Here is a 14,582-nt window from a genome sequence, read left to right as displayed (position 1 = left end):
CGGAAGGGCATGGGGACCCGCACTGGGACCCCACCACTTCCAGGAGGAGCCATGCAGCAGCCCGGAACCATGAGCCCGATGAGCAAGGAGATGCAGGACTGCGTTGAGGCGTGCATGTCGTGCCACAGCGTGTGCGAGGAGACCATGAGCTCCTGTATGCAGATGGGCGGCCAGGCCCAGATGCAGATCATGCGCGCGCTCATCGACTGCTCCGAGATGACCCGTATGTGCGCGGACATGATGATGCGCAGGTCGCCGATGTCGGCCGAGATGTGCGCCATGTGCGCGCGGGCGTGCGAGATGTGCGCGGAGGCGTGTATGGCGATGCCCGACGACGCGCAGATGATGCGCTGCGCCGAGGCGTGTCGCCGCTGCGCGCAGACGTGCCGTGCGATGTCCGGCGCCACCGCCTGAGCACGCAAAAAGCCCGCTTCCCGGGCATCCGTCAGGTGCCTGTGAAGCGGGCTTTGCCGGCTTTGCCTTACTCCGTAACCGTCACCTTCTCGTCGTTCTTCAGCTGCTCCACCAGCGTCTTGACCTTGGCGGTGTCCCACTGGAGGTTGCCGTTGGAGGCGTTGCCGGAGATGGGCATGTTCATGGACTTGCCCTCGCCGCCGGTGATGCCCTTCATCGCCCAGAACATGGAGGCCAGGTCCCACAGGGACATGTCCTTGTCGACGGTGAGGGTGTCGAGGCCGGAACCCATGGTCGGGTAGAGCTTGAAGGGGTTGAGGATCGTGGACGGGGTCGCGGTCTGGTTGGCGAGGGCCGAGAGGAACTTCTGCTGGTTCTTCGTACGGTCCAGGTCGCTGCCCTTGAGCGCGTACCGCGTACGGACGAAGGCCAGCGCCTGCTCGCCGTTGAGGGTCTGCTTGCCCGCCTCGAAGTCGGCGCCGGACTTGGTGTCCTTCATGCCGCCCTCGGGGATCTCGATCTCCACGCCGCCGACGGAGTCGACGATCTTCGCGAAGCCGGCGAAGCCGATCTCCGCGTAGTGGTCGATGTGCAGGCCCGTGTTCGCCTCGACGGTACGCACGAGCAGCTCGGGCCCGTCCTCCGCGTACGCCGCGTTCAGCTTCACCTGGCGGCCGGTGCCCTCGTAGAGCTTGCCGGAGTCGGAGCCCTTGAACGACGGAATCTCCACGTTCGAGTCGCGCGGCAGCGAGATCATCGTGTTCCCGTTGTCGCCGACGTGCAGGATCATCATCGAGTCCGTGCGCTTGCCCTCGGCGGAGCCCGTACGGAGCCGCTTCTTCTCCTCGTCGGACAGGCCCTCGCGGCTGTCGGAGCCGACGATCAGGTAGTTCGTGCCCTCGCCCGTCTCGGGCCGGTCGATCACCTTGGACAGGTCGACCTCGCGCTTGAGCTTCGAGTCGGCCCAGAAGTACGTACTGATGGAGACCACGACCAGCAGCGTGACCACGGTTATCGCGGTCCACTTGATCCGGCGGCCCCAGTTCGGCGCGGGCCGTGGACGGCGGCCGCGGGACGCCGGTCCGTCGGGCCCTCCGCCGCCCGGCGAGCCGTACACCTGGCCCGTGTTGTAGCCGTTGTCGAAGTTGTCGTCGGGGTACCCGTAGCCGTCGTCGTAGGTGGGCTGCGGCGGGACCCCGCCCCGTGGCGGCGCCGACGGGCCCACTCCCGGGCCGCGCCCCACCTGTCGCATCACGCGCGCGCCCTCGGGCTGGGCGCTCGCGCTGCCGCGGCCGTAACGGTCGCCGCCGTTGTCTCCGTGCCATCCCTCGGGCCAATTGTTCATGCGCCCCAGTGTGCAGTGCTCAGCCGTACGGCTTACAAGAGTCCCCGGAAAATCACACCACCGCCGTTGCAAAGCTGATGCAAACGGGACCTTACAGAGACTGACATAAAGAGAAAGGCCATGACAGAACAGGCTCCTTGAGCGGAATGCGATATTCCGGTCAACTCGCTTCAAGCCGTTCGGTCAGCGGCTCGGGGCCTCACGGACACGCCACCTCGTCCCCCGTGACCACCCCGGCCTCCCCGCGCCGCGCATCCTCCGCCCGTACCTTCGTCACCCTCTTGAAGTCCGAGCCCGCGATCACCTTCAGCGTCGGGCCCTGGCCCTTGACCGCCCGCGACTCGCTGCCCGGCAGAGCCGCCGCCAGCGACTTGGCCGAGCGGTCCCAGCCCGGGTCGTACGTGATGAGGGTGCGCTCGACGGAGCGGTCGCGGGCGTTCTTGGGGGCGCCCGTCGTGTTGAAGCCCGTCGCGGACAGGGCATCGTCGACACGGCGGCCCAGGCCCGACATCGCCGTGCCGTTCTCGACCTGGACGCGGATCTGCTGCGGCGCCACATCGACGCGTACGGCCTTGGAGGGGGCTTGGTGGGGGGCGAGGGGCCTGTCCTCGCGCAGGGCACGGAAGATCCGCTCCGACTTCTTCGGGTCCCACTTCAGCGTCGAGCCGATGCCCTTCACGGGGAACCCCATCTGCCCGATCGGGACGGTCGCGAACTCCGAGGCGGACGGCGAGAAGTTCCGCATCGCCCACCCCAGATCGACCAGCTTGTCCGGGCCGAAGCCCTTGTCCGCCCGCACCGAGCCGAGCACGGCCTGCGTCACATCGCGGAACTTCATCGGGTTCAGCAACACACCGGACGAGGTGGCCCGTTCCATCAGCGCCGCCAGGAAGCGCTGCTGGCGCTGCATCCGGCTGAGGTCGGCGGTGCCGTCGATGTGCCGGGAACGTACGTACTGGAGTGCCTGACCCCCGTTCAGATCGTGCGTTCCGGCGGGCAGGTTCAGCCGGGTGTACGGGTCCTTCAGCGGGCGCACCGTGCAGATCCGTACGCCGCCGAGCTCGTCCACCGTCCTGATGAAGCTGGTGAAGTCGACCTCCAGGTAGTGGTCGATCTTCACGCGGGTCATGTTCTCGACGGTACGCACGGTCAGTTGGGGCCCGCCCTCCGCGTACGCGGCGTTGAGCTTGAGCGCGTGCGGGCGGTGCCGTTCTCCGGTGTTGCGGTCGGTGTGCGCGGGCGTCTCGGCGTACGAGTCGCGCGGCAGGCTGACGACGCTGGCCCGCTTCCGGTCCTGCGAGATGTGCACGATCATCATGGTGTCCGCGCAGTGGCAGGGCGCGCCGCCGAGATGGTACTTGGCGCGCACCGCCCGGCTGATCCGCTCGCGGCCGTCGGTGCCGACGAGCAGGACGTTCATGCCGTCGCCCTGTGCGGGCCGGTTCTTCATGTCCTTGAAAGGGTCGATGCGGTCGATGTCGGCGTCGAAGCCGGTGACCACCGCGTGCCCGATGCCGGCCGCCGCGAGTACCGCCACGGAGAGCGATGTCACCATCCGCATGGCCCACTGTGGCCGCTTGCGCCGTACGGGCGGCCGAGACGGGCGCTGCCGCGGCGGGCGAGCGGGTCTGCGGGGCGGCGTGGGCAAGGGGGAACACCTCCGCGTCGGCCGGGTGGTCGGGATGCGTTAGAACCGTAGGCCCATACGATCTGCGGCCCGGTGCAGCAAGCCGGGCGGCGCGCGTCCGTGTCCCCCGTTCGCGGTAACGTACGGCCTGATTCTGCATTCCCGGGGGCGCTGCGCCTGACAGCCGCTGCGCGGCGGGCCGGCCCCCGGCCGTGAAGACGAGAGGGAACCCCAGCACGTGAATTCCGACGGGCGCCTCCCCGCCGTATCCGTGATCATGCCTGTCCTCAACGAGGAGCGGCATCTGCGCGGAGCCGTCCAAGCGATCCTCGCCCAGGAGTACGACGGCGAGATGGAGGTCGTGATCGCCATCGGTCCCTCCACGGACCGTACGGACGAGATCGCGGCCGAGCTCGTACGCGAAGACCCCCGCGTGCACACCGTCCGGAACCCGACGGGCCGTACGCCGGCGGCGCTGAACGCCGCGATCAAGGCGTCCCGGCACCCCGTGGTCGTACGGGTCGACGGGCACGGCATGCTCTCGCCGAACTACATCGCCACGGCCGTACGGCTGCTGGAGGAGACCGGCGCGCAGAACGTCGGCGGCATCATGCACGCCGAGGGCGAGAACGACTGGGAGCACGCGGTGGCGGCGGCCATGACGTCGAAGATCGGGGTCGGCAGCGCCGCCTTCCACACGGGTGGTCAGGCGGGCCCGGCCGAAACGGTCTACCTCGGCGTCTTCCGGCGCGAGGCACTGGAGCAACAGGGCGGCTACAACGAGGAGTTCATCCGCGCCCAGGACTGGGAGCTCAACTTCCGGATCAGGGAGGCGGGCGGCCTGATCTGGTTCTCGCCGGAGCTCAAGGTCTCGTACCGGCCCAGGCCTTCGGTGCGCGCCCTCGCCAAGCAGTACAAGGACTACGGCCGTTGGCGCCACGTCGTCGCCCGCTACCACGAGGGCTCCATCAACCTGCGCTACCTCGCTCCGCCTGTTGCGGTGTGCGCGATAGCGGCAGGCATCATGGCGGGCGCCGCGCTGACCCCCTGGGGCTTCGTCGTCCCGGCCGGCTATCTCGCGGCCATCGCCGCCGGTTCCGTACCGGCGGGCAAGGGCCTCCCGCTCAAGGCACGCCTGCAGATTCCCGTAGCCCTCGCCACGATGCACATGTCGTGGGGCTGGGGCTTCCTGACCAGCCCACGCTCACTGGCCAGGAAGGTCATCGCGTCGCGGCGGCCCGCGGTGCTCGCGGAGAGCTGAGCACAGCGGCGACGCCGGGGAACTACCAGCGGTAGGGCTTGTACACGGGCATGCACTTGTCGCTGTCCGAGCCGTTCAGGGCGTCGGCGGTCTTGGGGACATCCCCGGCCTCGGGCTTGGACTGCTTCGGATAGGCCGAGCCCTCGCGCCAGTCGGCGCCCACGACGAGAGTGACACCGGAGACATCGGTTGTCCTCTTCACCGAACTCAGAGGAATCCCCAGCGACTTGGCGACGCGCTGGGCATCGCCTTCCAGTTCGGCGCTCGGATAGCGGACCACCGTCTTGTCCTCGGCGAGAGTCACCGTCCCGTCGGCCGATGCCCTGCTGAAGCCTTTCTGCACGAGCACCTGACTCACCGTGTTCGCACGCCCGCCGACCGGGGCGAGGGTGGAGGAGCGTGTGCCGTTCTGCACCACGACGCCGATCTCGCCGTCCTCGGCGGCCGGGTCGTCGGAGGCCTGCTCCTGCGCGGGCTTCTTCTTCGCGTCCGAGTTCTTTCCCTTGTTGTCGAAGGCCACGTCGTCGCGGACCATCTTCCACACCTGCTCGGCGTCCGCGCCGTCCGGCACCAGGTGGTTGCGGTCCTGCGGGTCCACGACGGTCGGCATGGTCGTCATGGTGATGCGGTCGGTCGGCACCGTCTTGAGCTGCATGCCGAGGCCGTACAGGTCATCGACCGAGCCGATCTCCTCGGAGACCTTCAGGGAGTCCGTGGCCGCCTCGGCCAGGTTCATCAGCCGGCCGGTGTCGGTGAAGACGTTCTGCTTCTTCAGCGTGCGGATCATCGAGTTCATGTACATGTGCTGGGCTTTGGCGCGCCCGAGGTCGCTCTCGAAGGCGTGCCTGGTACGCAGCCACTGCAACGCCTGCTTGCCCTGGACCTTCTGCTTGCCCTTCTTCAGCTTGAGACCGGAGCCGCCCGGAACGCCGGGCAGCGGGCGGTCCCACACGTTCTGCTCCACACAGACCTCGACACCGCCGATGGCGTCCGCCATCTTCACCACGCCCGCGAAGTCGATCGTCATCCAGTGGTCGATATAGGCACCGGTGAGGTTCTCCCAGGTGGCCAGTGTGCAGCCGGCTCCGCCGCGGGCCAGCGAGGCGTTGATGATGTCGTTGGTCGCCGGGTAGGTCTTGCCGGTCTCGGGGTCCTCGCACTCGGGGATGTCGACCCGGGTGTCGCGCGGAATGCTCACCACTGAGGCGTGCTTGCGGCCCGCGGACAGGTGGATGAGCATCTGGACGTCGCCCAGCGGCTTGCTGCCCACGCTCTTCCTGCTCCCGCCCAGTTCCAGGTTCTCCGTCGAGTTACGGCTGTCGGAACCGATCAGCAGGATGTTCAGCGGCGTCTGGCCGGCCGAGTTCGGCTCCGCCTTCTTGGCGTCGGAGTCTCCGCTGCTGCGCTCGCCCTTGTCGATGTTGTTGTTCAGATGCCAGTAGTAGACGTATCCGGCGCCGGCCGTGCCAAGTATCAGTACCGACAGGGTTATCGCGGACCAGCGGAGTATGCCGCGTTTGCCCCGCGGTCGTCTTCTGCTGCCGCGCCGTCTGCCTCCCGCACCGCTGCCGTCATCGCCGCCGTCCGACTCGGTGTTCTCGCGCGGACTGTCGTCCCGGCCCAGGTCCTGAGCCTGCCGGACGCGTGGTCGCGTCGGCTCTCCACGCACACCACTCTGCGTCATGCCCCCTGCCCTCCCACCCCTGCGCCACTGAACAGGCCTGCCATACGCCTTGGTAGACGTATGGCAGGCCGTTCAGGTCACTTGGCGCACTCGACTTTGTCCGCCGTGGACTTCTCCACATCCGGCGTCGTCGACGGTGCGGTGAGGGATTCCCCTGCCCCCTTGAAGTCCTCTCCCAGAGTCAGCGTGATCGCCGGCAGGCCCTGGGAGTTGGTCACGCTCTCGCCCTGTTTCATGGCCGATCCGGACAGGCCCATGATGTCGGCGAGCCTGCGTGCCTGGTCTGCCTGGTCGGGAGCGTACTCGAGGGTTGTCTTCTTCAGGGTCGTCTCGGCGTTACCCGCGTTCTCCGACTTGAGCACGCCTTCGTCGTTCTGCAGGTAGGTGAGGGTTTCCTGCGCGGAGCCAGGGGCGGCACCGCCGTTGAGGATCCGTACGCGTACCTCCGAAGGGTCGGCCTTGGACCCCTTGAGGCGGGCGGCGACGGCGGCCTTCTCCTTCTGCTGCTTCTTCTTCACCTCGGTCAACGAGACATCGTCCCTGATCATCGAGAAGATCTTCGGACCCCTCGACTCATCTATGACGACCGTGGCCTTGACCTGCTCGGTCGGGTTGTCGATCACCGGCACCGTCACGAAGGAGACGTTCTTCGGCGGCACCTTCTTCAGCTCCAGGGCCACGTCCTTGAGCGTGCTGACCCTGCCGATGCCGGTGTCGACGGTCAGCGCCTTGGTGGCGGCCTCCGCCAGCTTCACCAGCTTCGTGGGGCTGGTCAGAGTGTCGCTGGAGGACATCTTCCGCATCAGCGAACCCAGGAACTGCTGCTGCACCTTGATCCGGTCGAGGTCGCCGCTGTTGCCGAAGCTCTTCCGGGTGCGGACGAAGGCGAGGGCCTGTTCGCCCTCGACCGTCGACGTGCCCGCGGGCAGCTTGAGCTTCGACTCCGGGTCGTCTACGGGCTTGGTGAGACAGACCTCGACCCCGCCCACCGCAGACGTCAGCGTCTTCACCGCGTTGAAGTCGGCCATCATGAAGTGGTCCACCGAGATGCCGGTGGCCTCCTTGACCGTACGCATCGTGCAGCCCGGGTCCCGTCCGCCCTGCCCGAGGCTCGTGTTGAAGCGGACACCCTGCGAGCCGCGGACGACCTTGGTGCTGCCGTCCTCCTGCTTGGTGGGGCAGTCCGGAATGTCCACGATCAGGTCGCGCGGAATGCTCATCGCGGTCGCGTTCGTACGGTCCTTGGAGACGTGCAGCAGGATGTTGGTGTCGGCGTGCCCGATGTTGCCGGTGTCGCCGTACCCCTGATTGCCCTTGCCGGTGCGCTTGTCGGTACCGATGATCAGGACGTTGAAGGCCTTGTCCTTGCTGAAGTTCCCCGCGCCCGCGCTCCCGACGTCCGTCGTGGAGACGTTGCCCTCGAGGTGCTTGACGTAGACATAGCCCGCGGTGGAGACGGCGACCAGCGCGAAGGCCACGGTGCCGCCGGTCCACAACGCTATCTTCTTGCCCTTGGGCTTCTGCTGCCTGCCTTTGCGACGGCTCGGCGGCGGTCCCTGTGGCGGGCGCCGCCTGCGCGGGCCGGGTACGACGTCGGGTGCCGGCGCCACCTCCGGCGATCCCCGGTACTCCCGCCCCGGCGCCGTACGGCCGCGCGGGGGTGCGGCGGCACCTGCGGTCGCGGTACTTGAGGAGCGAGGGCCAGGAACCGACGGCTGCGCTGTGGAAGCGCCCAGTCGCAATTCGTAGTCACCGGTGTTCGGATTGAGTACCCACTGGTCTGCGGGGTCGATGTTGTCCGCCCGCCCTCGGCCTTGCGCGTCCACGGTTGTGTCAGTCCTCCGTCGGGGCCACGCGGCGCCTTCTCCCCTCAAAAAGCGCCCGGTCTCGTTCAAGCAGGTGCATGACCTCATGGCCGGGTGCACCGGACCGCTCACACTATCCGGCCAGATCACCGTCAAGGGACACCGGTGACAAATTCCACGTCTTACAACCGGTCAATCTGCCCCATATTTTTGGACGAATGTTCCCCAGCTTGGTGTGCCCTTTACTCGCAGACGCGTTCGGGGCTTAACCGCACGGGTCCTCAGCCGCCGTGTTCCCCGGGAAAGTCGGCGCCGGGCTCGTCGAGGGTGAGGGTCCGTCATTATGTTTTCTGCCCGATTTGCCTTCTTGATTGCCCGAGTTGTCCGAGACCTCCACCGGAGTGTCTCTGCGCAGCCGCTCGAAGAGTTTCTCCGCCTCGGCTTCCACCAATTGGTCGCGATTGGGGTTGTAGGGGTACGACTCCCTCGGCACCGTCAGAAACTGCACACGTTCGGTGGGGATATTGCGCAGGCCGCGCACCAGGTCGTACAGGCCCCGCAGGTTCGCCAGCGCCGGGTCCGTGGTGAGCGACGAGGTCGCCGCGTCGAGCACCGGATAGAGCTTCACGGGATTCAGTAGTACGTCATTGCTGCGCACCTTGCTGACGAGCGCGCCAAGGAAGCGCTGCTGGCGTTCCATCCGCTCCGTGTCGCTGCCGTCGCCGATGCTCTTGCGGGCTCGTACATAGCCGAGGGCCTGCTCGCCGTTGAGTTTCACCTTGCCCTCAGGGAGCCGCAGTTTCGCCGCGCGGTCGTCTATCGGCTCCTTGAGGCAGACCACGACGCCGTCGACCGCGTCGACCATGTCCTTGAAACCGTTGAAGTCCACGACCATGTGATGGTCGATCCGGATGTCCGTCACCTTCTCGACCGTACGAATCGTGCAGGCCGAACCCCCGGCCTGGAAGGCGTAGTTGAACGTCGCGAACACCGGCTCGCTGCGGCCGCCGTCCCGGCGCCGGCAGCCCGGCACGTCGACCATCAGGTCGCGCGGTATCGAAACGGCGGTCGCACCGCGCCGGTTCGCGGCGAGATGCAGCAGGATCACGGTGTCGGAGCGCTCGGTGCCGAAGTCCCGCCCGTACTTGCGGTTCTCCTCGCCCGAGCGCGAGTCGGACCCGATCAGCAGGATGTTCTGCGCATCCTTCACCAACGCGGTCGGCCGCTCCTTCTCGTACCGGGCAAGCTCGGCCGCGGCAGCCTCGTCCGCCGTGATGTTCCCGTTCAGCTTCTCGTACACGGCCCACCCGCCCCCCGCCGCAGCAAGCAGCCCGAGCCCGACCCCAACCGCCCCGTACCTGAACCACCGCCGCCGCACCCCTCCGGCCCCGGTGGGCGAAGCGCCCCGACCGGGTCCCAGGCCTCGGGTGCCGCTCACGTAGGTTCCACCCCTCACGGCGTACGAGCGTGTCGTGCTCTTACGACCATGGACCGGGTGGGGGCGGGGGGCGCGTGGGGAGGGGGAAAGCTGGGCCGGATGGGGGATTGCGAGAGTACTTCTCTGCGCGACGGTGCCAGGAGTCGCAGGCCTTCAAGGGGCGCGGGGAACTGCGCGACCAGCCACAACGGACCCGCAGCTTCGAACCTGCTCCAGCCGAGCGCTCAGCGCTTGGTAGCAGTAACCCGTTCACTCTCGATCCGCTTGGCCACCGCATCCTCACCCAACTGATCCAGGTGACGGCACAGCACCACAGAGGCCCCCGTGGCAAGCGGCGCGTACAGCCCGGCGCTGAGCCCCTCCCACGTGTCATACGAGAGCCCCGACAACAGCCGGGACCCGGGCCCCGTAAGCCCGAACCCCGTGGCATCGGCCCGAGCCCGCTCAACAACCTCCGCCCCCGTGAACTCCGCCCCGGCCACGATCACCGCCGCCGCCTCCGGATCCACAGGAGCGTACGGCTGGAAGCGATCGCCCTGGCCCGGCACCTCGACGGCGTAGTCGGCGTACCCCGCAGGCGGAGTCGGAAAGCGACGGCCCAGCGGCGCGAGCGACAACGCGATCCGAGAGCCCGCGCACGCGAGCCCCGCTTCGAACTGGCCCGGCCCCGCGACCACATGGTCGGCGGCCCCCGCATCGCCTCCGACGTCCGCGGTCACGCCCACCGAGGAGCAGGCGAGCAGCCACACCGCCGTCTGCCAGTGCGCGGGCAGCAGCAGCGCGACCCGCTCGCCGGGTTCGGTGGACAGCTCGTCCTGGAGGAGGTTGGCGGTCTTGGCCACCCAATTGGCGAAGGTGGCCACGGACAGTTCGACGCGTTCGCCGGTGGCATCGTCGTAGAAGGTCACCAGGGGGCGTGCCGGGTCCGCGGCAAGCGCGGATCGCAGCAGGTCGGCAGGGGTGCGGTCGGTTGCGGTCACGAGAGGAAAGCGTACGCGGGCCCTCGGCCGGGCGGGGGAGGCCGGGCCACCGGTTCGGACGAGTGCCGGTCGACGGCCCGTCAAGTCCTGGATGGACAGATAAGTATGACTATGTCCACGATCAGGGGCATGCGTGGATACCTTGCTTCCTCGATCGCCGTGACGTGTGCGGCCGCCCTGGCCCTCCCCCTGACGTCCCCCTCCAACGCTCTGGCCGACACCTCGAGACCCGCGACCGCCGAGAGACCGGCAGCCGACCCGAGACCGGCGGCCCTCGAAGCACCGACCGGCTCCGAAGCGTCGGCCCTCCCAGAAACGTCGGCCGTCCCCGGCAGCACCCGTTCGCTCCCGCTCGTTCCGCTCTCCAGCGACCGCTCCCTCGGTGCCGCCGCCTCCGTGCAAGGGCTGCCCCGGCGCGACGCCCCCCGCTTCTCGCTCGTCGGAGTCGTCTGGGACGACCCGGACACGGAGTTGCGTGGCCTCGTCCAGGTCCGTACGCGCTCCGCCGACACCGGCAAGTGGTCCGCCTGGCAGGACGTCGAGACGCACAACCTGGAGCACGCGGCCGACCCGGACACCGACGAGCGCACCTCCGGGCGGGTGCGCGGCTCCACGGCACCGCTGTGGGTGGGGGAGTCGGACGGCGTGGAGGTGCGCGTACAGGCCAAGCTGGACGAGGCGGACGGACGGGCCGTCACGGGTGGGCCGCTGCTGCCCAGCGGCCTGCGCCTCGAACTTGTCGACCCCGGCGAGGAGCCCCCGCCCCAGGGCCCCGAACTGGCAGCCCCGAACGCCGCCTCGCTCACCGCCGAATCCGCCGCGGCTTCCGCCGTCAACGCCGACCTCGCACCGCTCGGCGCCACCACCATCCCGGAACTGACCCGGCAGCAGACGCAGGAGGACTTCCTCGCGACCCGTGGCATCGAGGGGGCTGAGGGTGCGGCGACGAACCCGTACATCGGCCCGCGTCCACGCATCGTCACCCGCCGTGGCTGGGGCGCGGACGAGAGCCTGCGCGAGCGGGACTTCAGCTACACCAAGTCCGTACGGGCCGCCTTCGTGCACCACAGCGCCACGGGCAACAACTACCGCTGCTCGCAAGCCGCTTCAGTCATCCGCAGTATCTACCGCTACCACGTCAAGAGCAGTGGCTGGCGAGACATCGGGTACAACTTCCTCGTCGACAAGTGCGGAAACATCTACGAGGGACGGGCCGGAGGCGTGACCAAGCCGGTCAAGGGCGCGCACACTCTCGGGTTCAACAGCAACAGCATGGGGATCGCCGTCCTCGGCAGCTTCGGCGGTACGAACCCGCCCGGTGCCGCGGTGCAAGGTGTCGCCCAGCTCACGGCGTGGAAGCTCGGCCTCTACGGGGCGAATCCGGCTGGCAAGACATATCTGAAGTCGGGCGGTGGCAATCTCTTCCCCAAGGGCCAGAATGTGCGACTGGACGTGATCTCCGGACACCGGGACGGCTTCGCCACCGAGTGCCCGGGCGCTCGGCTGTACGCCAAGCTCCACCAGGCCAGGACCACTTCGGCCCGTTACCAGGGACGGTGAGGTCGGGGCTGCGGCTCCCCACGGCCAACCAAGAGGCTCCCCACGGCCATCGAACGGTCTGCATACACTGGCCGGCCGAAAGACGTTCGGCCGGCCCCACAGGGAAGCAGAGACGACAGGTGACAGAAGCGATCCTCCTGGTCGGCGGCAAGGGCACACGGCTGCGCCCGCTCACGGTGCACACGCCGAAGCCGATGGTTCCGGCGGCCGGGGTACCGTTCCTCACGCACCAGCTGGCGAGGGCCAGAGCGGCCGGGGTCGAGCACATCGTGCTCGCCACGTCCTATCTGGCCGAGGTCTTCGAGCCGTACTTCGGCGACGGCTCGTCGCTGGGACTCCACATCGAGTACGTCACCGAGGCCGAGCCCCTCGGCACGGGCGGCGCCATCCGGAACGTGGCCTCCCGCCTGCACTCCGCCCCCGACGATCCCGTCCTGATCTTCAACGGCGACATACTCACCGGCCTCGACATACCCGCCCTCGTAGCCACTCACCAGTCCTGGGGCGCGGACGTCTCCCTGCACCTGACACGAGTCGAGGACCCCAGAGCGTACGGCCTCGTCCCGACCGACACCTCGGGCCGCGTACAGGCTTTCCTCGAAAAGCCCCAGACCGCCGAGGAGATCGTCACCGACCAGATCAACGCCGGCGCGTACGTCTTCCGCCGCTCGGTCATCGACACGATCCCCGCCGGCCGCCCGGTCTCGGTGGAACGCGAGACGTTCCCCGACCTCCTGTCCTCGGGCGCCCACCTCCAGGGCATGGTCGACTCGACCTACTGGCTGGACCTGGGCACTCCCCAGGCCTTCGTACGAGGCTCCGCGGATCTGGTCCTCGGCCGAGCCCCCTCCCCGGCAGTCCCCGGCCGCTGCGGCGACTGCCTGGTCCTCCCCTCGGCCACCGTCGCCCCCGACGCAAAACTGACCGCCGGCACGGTGGTGGGCGAGGACGCGACCATCGGCTCCGGCGCCCGCATCTCGGGCTCCACGATCCTGGCGGGCGCGGTGGTGGCCCCGGGAGCGATCATCACGGACTCCCTGATCGGCGCCCGCGCCCAGGTGGGCACGCGCTCGATCCTCACGGGGGTGGTGGTGGGCGACGGCGCGACGGTGGGCCCGGACAACGAACTCCGGGAGGGCGTACGGGTGTGGTGCGACGCGGTACTGCCGGCGGGAGCGGTGCGGTTCTCGTCGGATCAGTGACCACTACCTCCGGCGCTGGAGGAACGAGGCCGTCAAGGCGGTTCCCCCCACCCACCCGCGCTTTTCTGCCCAGCCCAGGCAAATTCAGCCCGTCCGGCGTTTGAGGACGAGGCCGCTAGGCCGATGGGGGCCTGGGGACGCAGCCCCAGCGGGGTCCAGGGGCGGAGCCCATGGTGGGGGCCCGGGGCAACGCCCCGAACAGAGGATGGGACGGGTAGGGGCGGCGGTGGTGAGAACACCCAGGACCCGCACCCGAACAGTCACAGCAGCCCAATGTCCCCGCGGGGCATACGCGGCTGACGCCGAGGCGGAGTGCGGCCGCTCAACAAAATGAGCCGAGCCGCACGATGCCGCTGCCCCGCATACGGCGCCAACAACTCCAACATGACGGAGTCATCCGCATCCCGGTCCCCCGCCAGTGCATACCCCACGATCCCCGGCAGATGCAGATCCCCCACGGTCACCGAATCCGCCGCACCGTGACTCCGCTGCACAGTCTCCGCCGAGGTCCAGGGCCCGATCCCGGACACCAACTCAAGCCGAGCCTGCGCAGCACCCGGCTCGAACCCCACCGCCTCCTCCAACCGCCGAGCCACCCGAACCGCCCGCAGAACCGTCGACGCCCGCTTGTTGTCGACCCCGGCCCGATGCCACTCCCACGAGGGGATCAGGGCCCAGGTCCGCGGCTCCGGCATGACGTACATGCGCCCCGGCGCGGGCCCGGGCGCCGGCACGCCGTACTTCCGTACAAGCAGCCGCCACGCCCGATACGCCTCCTCCGTCGTGACCTTCTGCTCCAGAATCGACGGAATCAACGACTCCATGACCAGCCCGGTACGCGTCAGCCGCAGTCCCGGCCGCCGATGCCGCGCGAGAGCCACCAGCCGATGCCGTGGCTCGAAGGCGGCAGGATCGTCCAACTCCCCGAGCATCTGAGGAAGTTGCTCCAGCAGCCAGTCGGCCCCCGGCCCCCAGGCCTCGCCCACGGCCACCCCGCCCCGCATGGAAACCCGCAAGGTCCCGGGCCCCGAGGGCGTACGGCTGGCCCGCCACACGGACCCGTCCGGCATCGCCCGGAACGTCGGATCAGCAGGCCCACGCCGCAGCGGCCCGAGCACAAGCCCGAGATCGAGCGGCCCGGGCGGCGTCCAACTACGCGTACGCCCGGGCGCCGCGGCCTGCCGCGGCACGCGCCCGGCGGCGGCGACATGCCCGCCGCGTACGGTCGTACGCGTGGGTCGGGGATCGAAACGTCCGGCCACGGGT

General features: G+C 68.8%; 11 protein-coding genes. 4 read left to right on the top strand and 7 right to left on the bottom strand.

Translation table 11 applies throughout. The features are described from left to right. Window positions 1–51: 51 nt before the first annotated feature. Complete coding sequence (locus ABD357_RS18355; protein WP_344391363.1) at window positions 52–414, top strand: four-helix bundle copper-binding protein; 363 nt, start codon at window positions 52–54, stop codon at window positions 412–414. Window positions 415–481: 67 nt separating this feature from the next. On the opposite strand, the gene ABD357_RS18350 is transcribed toward ABD357_RS18355, so the two are convergent. After that, window positions 482–1,759, bottom strand: coding sequence for an LCP family protein (locus ABD357_RS18350; protein ID WP_344391361.1), 1,278 nt, complete (start codon window positions 1,757–1,759; stop codon window positions 482–484). A 199-nt stretch (window positions 1,760–1,958) separates the two neighbouring features. Further along, a complete protein-coding gene (locus ABD357_RS18345; protein WP_344391360.1) occupies window positions 1,959–3,407 on the bottom strand; it encodes an LCP family protein in 1,449 nt (482 codons plus the stop codon). 217 nt (window positions 3,408–3,624) lie between these two features. Here ABD357_RS18345 and ABD357_RS18340 point away from each other — a divergent pair, with 217 nt between their 5' ends. Further along, window positions 3,625–4,647, top strand: a complete 1,023-nt coding sequence (locus ABD357_RS18340) for a glycosyltransferase family 2 protein (RefSeq protein WP_344391359.1) — start codon at window positions 3,625–3,627, stop codon at window positions 4,645–4,647. A gap of 22 nt (window positions 4,648–4,669) precedes the next feature. Here ABD357_RS18340 and ABD357_RS18335 read toward each other — a convergent pair whose 3' ends face one another. The 4 genes from ABD357_RS18335 to ABD357_RS18320 all read right to left on the bottom strand — a co-directional run bounded on the left by ABD357_RS18335 (window position 4,670) and on the right by ABD357_RS18320 (window position 10,554). Next, window positions 4,670–6,331 carry an LCP family protein gene (locus ABD357_RS18335; protein ID WP_344391358.1) on the bottom strand — a complete coding sequence of 554 codons (1,662 nt, stop codon included), beginning with the start codon at window positions 6,329–6,331 and terminating at the stop codon, window positions 4,670–4,672. A 77-nt stretch (window positions 6,332–6,408) separates the two neighbouring features. Beyond that, window positions 6,409–8,157 (bottom strand): LCP family protein, encoded by a 1,749-nt coding sequence (locus ABD357_RS18330; RefSeq protein ID WP_344391357.1) that lies wholly within the window; start codon window positions 8,155–8,157, stop codon window positions 6,409–6,411. Between the two features lie 244 nt (window positions 8,158–8,401). Further along, window positions 8,402–9,574 carry an LCP family protein gene (locus ABD357_RS18325; protein ID WP_425584912.1) on the bottom strand — a complete coding sequence of 391 codons (1,173 nt, stop codon included), beginning with the start codon at window positions 9,572–9,574 and terminating at the stop codon, window positions 8,402–8,404. Between the two features lie 224 nt (window positions 9,575–9,798). Beyond that, window positions 9,799–10,554, bottom strand: a complete 756-nt coding sequence (locus tag ABD357_RS18320) for a TIGR03089 family protein (protein ID WP_344391356.1) — start codon at window positions 10,552–10,554, stop codon at window positions 9,799–9,801. Between the two features lie 129 nt (window positions 10,555–10,683). Here ABD357_RS18320 and ABD357_RS18315 point away from each other — a divergent pair, with 129 nt between their 5' ends. Beyond that, window positions 10,684–12,114, top strand: a complete 1,431-nt coding sequence (locus tag ABD357_RS18315) for a peptidoglycan recognition protein family protein (protein WP_344391354.1) — start codon at window positions 10,684–10,686, stop codon at window positions 12,112–12,114. A 119-nt stretch (window positions 12,115–12,233) separates the two neighbouring features. Continuing rightward, entirely contained in the window at window positions 12,234–13,316 is a 1,083-nt protein-coding gene (manB, locus tag ABD357_RS18310; RefSeq protein WP_344391353.1) for a mannose-1-phosphate guanylyltransferase, read from the top strand. 260 nt (window positions 13,317–13,576) lie between these two features. On the opposite strand, the gene ABD357_RS18305 is transcribed toward manB, so the two are convergent. After that, window positions 13,577–14,578 (bottom strand): DNA-3-methyladenine glycosylase family protein, encoded by a 1,002-nt coding sequence (locus tag ABD357_RS18305; RefSeq protein WP_344391351.1) that lies wholly within the window; start codon window positions 14,576–14,578, stop codon window positions 13,577–13,579. Window positions 14,579–14,582 lie beyond the last annotated feature (4 nt).

The organism is Streptomyces vastus (assembly GCF_039532825.1).
GTDB classification, from domain to species: Bacteria; Actinomycetota; Actinomycetes; order Streptomycetales; family Streptomycetaceae; genus Streptomyces; species Streptomyces vastus.
The sequence above is the reverse complement of the archived record's forward strand: the minus strand, read 5'-3'. Positions and strand labels throughout refer to the sequence as shown.

Bases quoted from the DNA above. Each gene is read 5' to 3' on its own strand.
- ABD357_RS18315 (WP_344391354.1), top strand. From the start codon at position 10,684: ATGCGTGGATACCTTGCTTCCTCGATCGCCGTGACGTGTGCGGCCGCC.
- ABD357_RS18335 (WP_344391358.1), bottom strand. From the start codon at position 6,331: ATGACGCAGAGTGGTGTGCGTGGAGAGCCGACGCGACCACGCGTCCGG.
- ABD357_RS18350 (WP_344391361.1), bottom strand. From the start codon at position 1,759: ATGAACAATTGGCCCGAGGGATGGCACGGAGACAACGGCGGCGACCGT.
- ABD357_RS18355 (WP_344391363.1), top strand. From the start codon at position 52: ATGCAGCAGCCCGGAACCATGAGCCCGATGAGCAAGGAGATGCAGGAC.